Source organism: Streptomyces sp. NPDC058373 (assembly GCF_042723275.1).
GTDB lineage: Bacteria > Actinomycetota > Actinomycetes > Streptomycetales > Streptomycetaceae > Streptomyces.
In genome coordinates this window covers 82602-89055 of sequence record NZ_JBHXJE010000026.1, presented here as the reverse complement: position 1 = coordinate 89055, position 6454 = coordinate 82602, and the positions used below count along the sequence as shown (strand labels likewise).

General features: G+C 67.8%; 6 protein-coding genes. 4 read left to right on the top strand and 2 right to left on the bottom strand.

What is annotated here, in order from left to right; genetic code table 11:
• A partial coding sequence (locus tag ACFWMZ_RS16770; RefSeq protein WP_383202288.1) for a hypothetical protein occupies positions 1-285 on the top strand: 285 nt, incomplete at its 5' end.
• Between the two features lie 574 nt (positions 286-859).
• Here ACFWMZ_RS16770 and ACFWMZ_RS16765 read toward each other — a convergent pair.
• A complete protein-coding gene (locus ACFWMZ_RS16765) occupies positions 860-1093 on the bottom strand; it encodes a hypothetical protein (protein ID WP_383183156.1) in 234 nt (77 codons plus the stop codon).
• Positions 1094-1261: 168 nt separating this feature from the next.
• On the bottom strand, positions 1262-1714 hold the full coding sequence (locus tag ACFWMZ_RS16760) for a hypothetical protein (RefSeq protein WP_383202285.1): 453 nt from the start codon (positions 1712-1714) through the stop codon (positions 1262-1264).
• A gap of 127 nt (positions 1715-1841) precedes the next feature.
• On the opposite strand from ACFWMZ_RS16760, the gene ACFWMZ_RS16755 reads away from it, so the two are divergent.
• Genes ACFWMZ_RS16755 through ACFWMZ_RS16745 form a run of 3 tightly spaced genes read left to right on the top strand, consistent with a single transcriptional unit; the run spans position 1842 to position 6453 of the window.
• Entirely contained in the window at positions 1842-4991 is a 3150-nt protein-coding gene (locus ACFWMZ_RS16755; RefSeq protein WP_383202282.1) for an NACHT domain-containing protein, read from the top strand.
• Positions 4892-5179 (top strand): DUF6039 family protein, encoded by a 288-nt coding sequence (locus tag ACFWMZ_RS16750; RefSeq protein ID WP_383202299.1) that lies wholly within the window; start codon positions 4892-4894, stop codon positions 5177-5179. The genes ACFWMZ_RS16755 and ACFWMZ_RS16750 overlap by 100 nt, the downstream gene beginning before the upstream one ends.
• A 41-nt stretch (positions 5180-5220) precedes the next feature.
• Positions 5221-6453 (top strand): hydroxymethylglutaryl-CoA synthase family protein, encoded by a 1233-nt coding sequence (locus ACFWMZ_RS16745; RefSeq protein ID WP_383176878.1) that lies wholly within the window; start codon positions 5221-5223, stop codon positions 6451-6453.
• The last annotated feature ends 1 nt before the right edge of the window (position 6454 follow it).

The following is a 6454-nucleotide window of genomic DNA, read 5'->3' as shown; positions in this document are numbered from 1 at the left end:
GGGCATAAGCCCCTTTGGGAATTCCTGGCGGAATTCCTCGCCCCGGAAATTCGCCTGGCGGCGAATTCTCTGTGGGTTTATGCCGGGCCGCTGACGCGGCCCTTGGTTTGGCGTGTGAATTTGCCTGGCGGCAAATTCCGGGTTGTGTGGGGGGGGGTTCTGTATTTTGCCTGGCGGCAAAATTCTTGTTTTTTATTTTTGTTGGGCCGCTGGCGCGGCCTTTTCTTGGGTTTTGGTTTTTGGTGTTGTGGATTGTCGGAGCGCTGGTGCGCTCCGGTTTGTTGACTGACTGTTAGGTATGAAGTGGTGTCATGCCGGTTGGTGTGACTGGGAGTTGAGGTGCGGGGTGTCGCGGGCCTGGTGGCCCGCTGGGGGGGCTTGGTTGGTGCCCGTGGTTGGGCGGTGTCATGTGCGCCCGAGGGGTAGGTGTGGGTTGTTGGCGCTTGGCGGCGCTGGTTGGGCTTGCGATGGATCGGGATATCGAAGGTGGCCTGTCTTTTCCTGAGTTGGGGACTGTGCGGGCCGGTCGTTGTTTAGTTGCGGGATGTCGTGTGCTGAGGTGACCGCTGGTGTGTCTTGCCTCCGGGCGGTAACGGGGGCAGCGCATGGGCGTGGTGTCGGCAGCCGTGTCTGCCGCTGTCGCGGCTGGGGGACTCGGGAGAACTGGGCGGCTACGGAGGGCCTGTGTCCGATGCTCTCCCGCACGGGGAACAGGCCGAGGCGTCGCCAGCCGTATGTGGGGGGAGGCGTGCGGAGCTCGTCTCGGCGTTGCAGGCTCAGGGCGGTACGGGCAGCGGGCGTTGAGCCTGTTGCTGGATGCGGCCCATGTCCTGAGCCGTCATGCGGAGTTCTGGGCGCCTCATGAGGTGGCGCAGTCGTGTCTGCACGGTGCGCTGGTCAGTGTTCTCAGCATCGCGGGTGCGGACTTCCCTGGCTGCGTAGCGCCGCCAGGACGGTCACCGACGCGGCTGATGCCTGGCGGCAGCAGGGCGGGGTGGGTGCTGGGGATCTTGATGTCCTCGTGGGTGCGGTCGAGGAGCTGCATGCCGAGCAGGGTGACCGCGGCGGATTCTATACATGGCAGATCGGGCACCTGGTGGCTGAGCAGACACTGTGAGCGGGCGTCGGCTGGGACTACTGCCCGGAGGGTGACCGTCTCTGGGGCAGTTGCTGGCCCGGAGCCAGAGAGGGTATGCGCCTGGGTGGAGGAGTGCTGTCGCTGGTGCAGCAGCCTTCCAGAGAGCTCTCCCGCTTCAGGCGCCTAGTTCGTCTGCATCCCTGGAGGCCTACAGTCGAGGACTTTGGCCCGGACAGTGGCATTGCACTGGGCCGCCAGCACGTGCTGGCGCTGCTCGATCAGCTGCCTGGTGTGGCCTGGGGTACATCGTGGCCGGTGGCGGTCGTCCCAGAGGTCGCAGTCGAAGAAGCCGACCAGGAAGATCCCTGCGGTTCGCGGACGGCGCAGGTAGCGGGCCACCAACTGGTCGGCCAGAGCGGTGTCCAGGCCTGGGTTCCAGCATCCCTTGCATTCGATGATCACGGTGAAGGGCTCGGGGTCTTCGGCATCTGTCGCTGCCTGGATGTGGATGTCGGTACGCCCTCCTCCCGCGCCCGGGCGGTTGACCTGGACCTCCCGGTTGATGACGACGCGCCGCGTGCTGAGGTGGATCTTGAGCAGGCCCATGACGAGGTCACTGAAATCTTCCTCCCACATGGGCCACATGGGGCTGCCCGCGGCGTGCCCTCTGCGGTTCCACAGCAAGATGCAGCGGTGGTTTCCTTGTTCACCATCATCCGAAGCAGGGCATCGTGGGCATCCTCAACCGACGGGCGAGAATGAGATGGTGCGATACGCCTGGAGACGGTCCCTGCTGCCGGTAGCCGCCGACAGCACGCAGATCCGCGAGCGTTTCGAAGGCAGGCCGCACCCAACCCGCCTGCCCCACCTGGACGACATGCGGCACACGCCCGCCATCGTGGTCCTGGGGGAGCGAGGATGCGGCAAGTCCTTCGCGCTGGCCCAGGAACACACCCGAATCCTCGAAGCCGGGCTGCCTGTCGCGTTCCTGGACCTCGGCAAGGACGTCTTCGACCTGGCATCCGCCGGCGCGCGACTGCACCAACACCTGCACAACGGCCTGGAGAAGGGCGAGCGGTTCGTCCTGCTCGACGGCCTGGACGAGGGACTGAGCGACATCCCCGGCCTGGACAAGGCACTCCTGCACCAGCTGCAGGAGCTGAGCGAGAAAGAGCGCCGCGGCCTGAGGCTGCGGATCACTTGCCGCACCACCCGGTGGCCCGCCGTGCTGGAGGAGAGCCTGTGCAGCCTGTGGCCGTCAGCCGGCCAGGTCGCGGTGGCGACACTCGCTCCGCTGACCCGCGCAGACCTGCAGACGGCAACCGAGCAACACGGCCTTGACCCCACCGACTTCGTCACAGAGGTAGGCAGCCGGAATCTGGAGGCCCTGACCCAGCAGCCGGTCACTCTGGTCCCCCTGATCGAGGCTCACGCGCACGGCGTCGCCCTGCCGGCCACCGTCGCAGATGCGTACGCGCAGGCCTGCCGCACGCTGTGCACGGAGACCCGGGAGGAAGACTTCACCCGCCGCCAGGGCCGTCCCCCGGTGGACCATCTCCTCGCCATCGCCCGCTGGGCCGCAGCCGCCATGCAGTTCAGCCGCTGCGCGGCGCTGGTCGACGGACCCCCGGCGGGGGAAGGCGAACTGGACCTGGACGCCCTGGCCGGTGCCGGCGTCCCGGGCCTCGCCCCCCAACAGCAGTGCCGCCGTCGCGAACTGCTGTACCTGACAGAGTCCGGACTGCTGACCCCGGTGGGTCGGCGCCGCTGGGTCTTCGCCCACCGCAGCTTCCAGGAGTATCTGGCAGCCGAATTCCTCAGCACCAGCCGGATCAGCCCCACGGTGCTCAAGGAACTGCTGTGGACGGGCAGCGGGCGGGCCCGCCACATCGTGCCGACGCACGAGGAGATAGCAGCCCGGCTCGCGGTCGCCGACCCCCAGCTCTTCGAAGACCTGCTGGCGCACGATCTGCCGGTTCTGCTCCTCGCCGACCTGCAGGCCCTTACGGCCCGGCACCGCGCCCAGGTGACCCAGGCCCTCCTCGAAGGCGCGCCGGAAACAGACTTCGGCCGCATCCCGTGGAACGGGCTCAACCGCGTCGACCACCCCGGCCTCGCCGCACAGCTGCAGCCCTTCCTGTCACTCGACGCCGACCCGGGCCAACAGCATCTGGCACTGCAGATCGTCGCCGCCTGCCGGCCCGCAGGTCTGGCACCAGCCCTCCTCACCGTCGCCGAGGACCAAGCCCAACCCGTACCCGTCCGATCACTGGCCCTGCGCGCCTTGGACCAGGTGGACGACACGACAGCCGACCGTCTCGTGCTGCTGGCCGGCGATCCGGCGCCCCGCATCGCCGGGGAGGCCCTTGCCCGCCTGTGGCCGCACCGCCTGTCGACCACCGAGTACCTGGACCTGCTTCCGGACCCCCGCCCCCAGACCGCCCGCAGCCTCTTCGAAGCAACGGCACCACTGCTGATTCCCGAGCAGGTGGCGAACCTGCTCGACTGGTCCACGCGCACCCTCGCGGCCCAAGGACCCAAATCAGCCTTGGCCGCTCATCTGATGATCCAGGCCATCACCCACCTGGCTCAAGCAGACCGCCCCACCGAGCCCACTCGAGGAGCAAGCAGGCCAAGCGCTGGCGGCGCTGATGGCTCACCGCAAACTCACACACAGAACCGCATACAGGAGGCCTTCGCAGAACTCGCCCCCGCCCTCGGTGCCGCCCCCGCCCTGCGCCGCTACCTGCTGCACCACAGCACTCCCCAGAACATCCTGCGGTTCACCCGCTCCACACCGCAGCAGTGCCTCTTCCCCGACACCGATCTTCTGCACTGGCTCACCCGCTGGCCGGACCTGTCCGACCAGGCCCGCCACACAATTCGCTCGCTCATCGGCAGCCGCCCCCGCCCCGACGACCCCCAACTGAGGGAAACCGCCGAACGCGTCCGCCAGACGGACCCGGCACTGAGACAGGCCACGGACTGGTGGGACGCCCCCGACCCCCCATGGCTGATACGCCGGCGCGCCCACGAACGCTATGAACGCCGCCGCCTCACCTTCAACGAGAACCAGTTCACCGCCGCGCTGGAGGCGGTGTGCAGCGCCGAACCGCACACAGTGCGCCAGGCATGGACCACCGCGATCGAACACTTGTACCGAACTGCGGACGGTACCCGCGCCACAGCACAATCCACCCTCGACGCAGTCATGGCGGCTCCATCGCACCCGCCGACGGGAAGCGACCTGTACCAGGCCCTGGTCGCAGCTGCACGCCATGTCCTGGTGACAGCCCCCGTGGTGACAGCCCAGGACATCCCTGCCTGGAGAACGGGATACCACCAGATACCCGAACTCGGCGCCCTGGGCTTCCTCCTCACAGCCACGCAGGACACCACGGTTGCGCAGACAGACGCCGCCCGCTGGGCGGGCTGGGCCCTGGCCCTGGCCGCGCTGCTGGACCCCGGCGAGGACTCCGCACTCCGGTACACCCTGTTGCAGCACTGCGCAGACCGGGCGGGGCCGGCGTTCGTGACGGCTGTCGAGGACCGCCTGTACCACACGCCCCACCGTCTCGGTGAACTCACCGAAACCCTGGCATCAGCATCGCTGCACGACGCCACGGACGCCATGTACCTCTGGGCCAGCACGCCGGGACACCCCTCTGAACCGCAGGGCGACGTACTGGACGTCCTGGCCCGGCGCGGCCATCTCCAGGCCCGGTCGCACCTGGCAGCTGTCGTCTCGGCCGGACCGCAGGCAGGCCCCGAACGCAGGAGACGATGGATCACAGCAGTACTGATCCTCATGTCCTGCGACGGCCTGACCGACATCTTCAAACCCTGCCCGGCCATGTCACCTCCTTCCTCTATGAAGAGACCTTCGGCAAACAGGACCGGATTCACTGGCTGATTCATCTGCGCACCCTCAACGACTACGCGAAGGTCACGGAACTGAGCCGCACGGACGCCGGCTACCAGGATCTCTTCGCCAAGCAGCGGGTGCCCGACTACAAGGGCGGCGGTGCCTGGGGCGCGTTGTTCGTGCCGGGCAGCATCAACGACACCGTCCTGGTGCCCTACGTGCACGACGCCGACTGACCGCTTTCCCGGTAGGAGGGTCCAGAACGGAGAGGCGAGTCATGTCCGTCGGTATCGAGGCCATCAACGTCTACGCCGGACGAGCTTCCCTGAGCGTGCGTCAACTCTTCGAAGCCCGCGGCCTGGATCTGCAGCGGTTCGAGAATCTGCTGATGAACCGCAAGTCGGTGAACTTCCCGTGCGAGGACCCCGTCACCAACGGGGTGAACGCCGCGAAGCCGCTCGTCGACGCGTTGGCCCCGGACGAGCGGGAGCGCATCGAACTGGTCGTGGTCGGTACCGAATCGGGCCTCGACTTCGGGAAGCCCCTCAGCACCTACCTCCAGGACTGCCTCGGCCTGGATCGGCGCTGCCGCTCCTTCGAGGTCAAGCACGCCTGCTACGGCGGCACGGCCGCGCTCCAGACGGCGGCGGCCCTGATCGCCACCAGCCCGCTCCCGGGGGCGAAGGCCCTGGTCGTCGCGACCGACGCGGCCAGCGTGGCCGCACGCGGCACCTACTGGGAACCCTCCCAGGGCGCCGGTGCGGTGGCGATGCTGGTCGGCCATGATCCCGCGATCCTGGAACTCGACACGGGCGCCAACGGATTCCACAGCTACGAGGTCATGGACACCCTGCGTCCGCGCGCGGATCTGGAGACCGGTGACTCCGACCTCTCCCTGCTCTCGTATATGCACTGCCTGGAGATGAGCTTCCAGGCGTACCGGGACCGGGTGGCCGGGGCCGACATCGTCGACTCGTTCCAGCACCTGGTGCTGCACACCCCGTTCGCCGGCATGGTCAAGGGCGCCCACCGCGGTCTGCTGCGCAAGCAGCGACGCGCCGCCCCCGACGCCATCGCCAAGGACTTCGAGGAGCGGGTCGCGCCCTCTCTGGCGTACTGCTCCGAGATCGGCAACATCTACGGCGCGGCCCTGTATCTGGCGCTGTGTTCCCTCGTCGACCACATCGAGATTCCGCGCCCGGAACGGATCGGCATGTTCTCCTACGGCTCGGGCTGCGCCTCCGAGTTCTACAGCGGAGTGATCACCCCGGTCACGAAGCAGCGGCTGGCCGAGCGGCGCACTGCCGCCGCGATCGCCGAGCGACACCCGCTGACGATGGACGAGTACGAGCTGCTGAGCGATCTGGGCCTGCACCGCATGGCCGGGATCCAGGACCACCAGTACGACGTGGCACCGTACGCACAGCTCTACGCGCGGCAGTTCGAGGGGCGTGGCCTGCTCGTCCTGGACCGGGTCGAGAACTTCCACCGCCGCTACCGCTGGAGCTGAC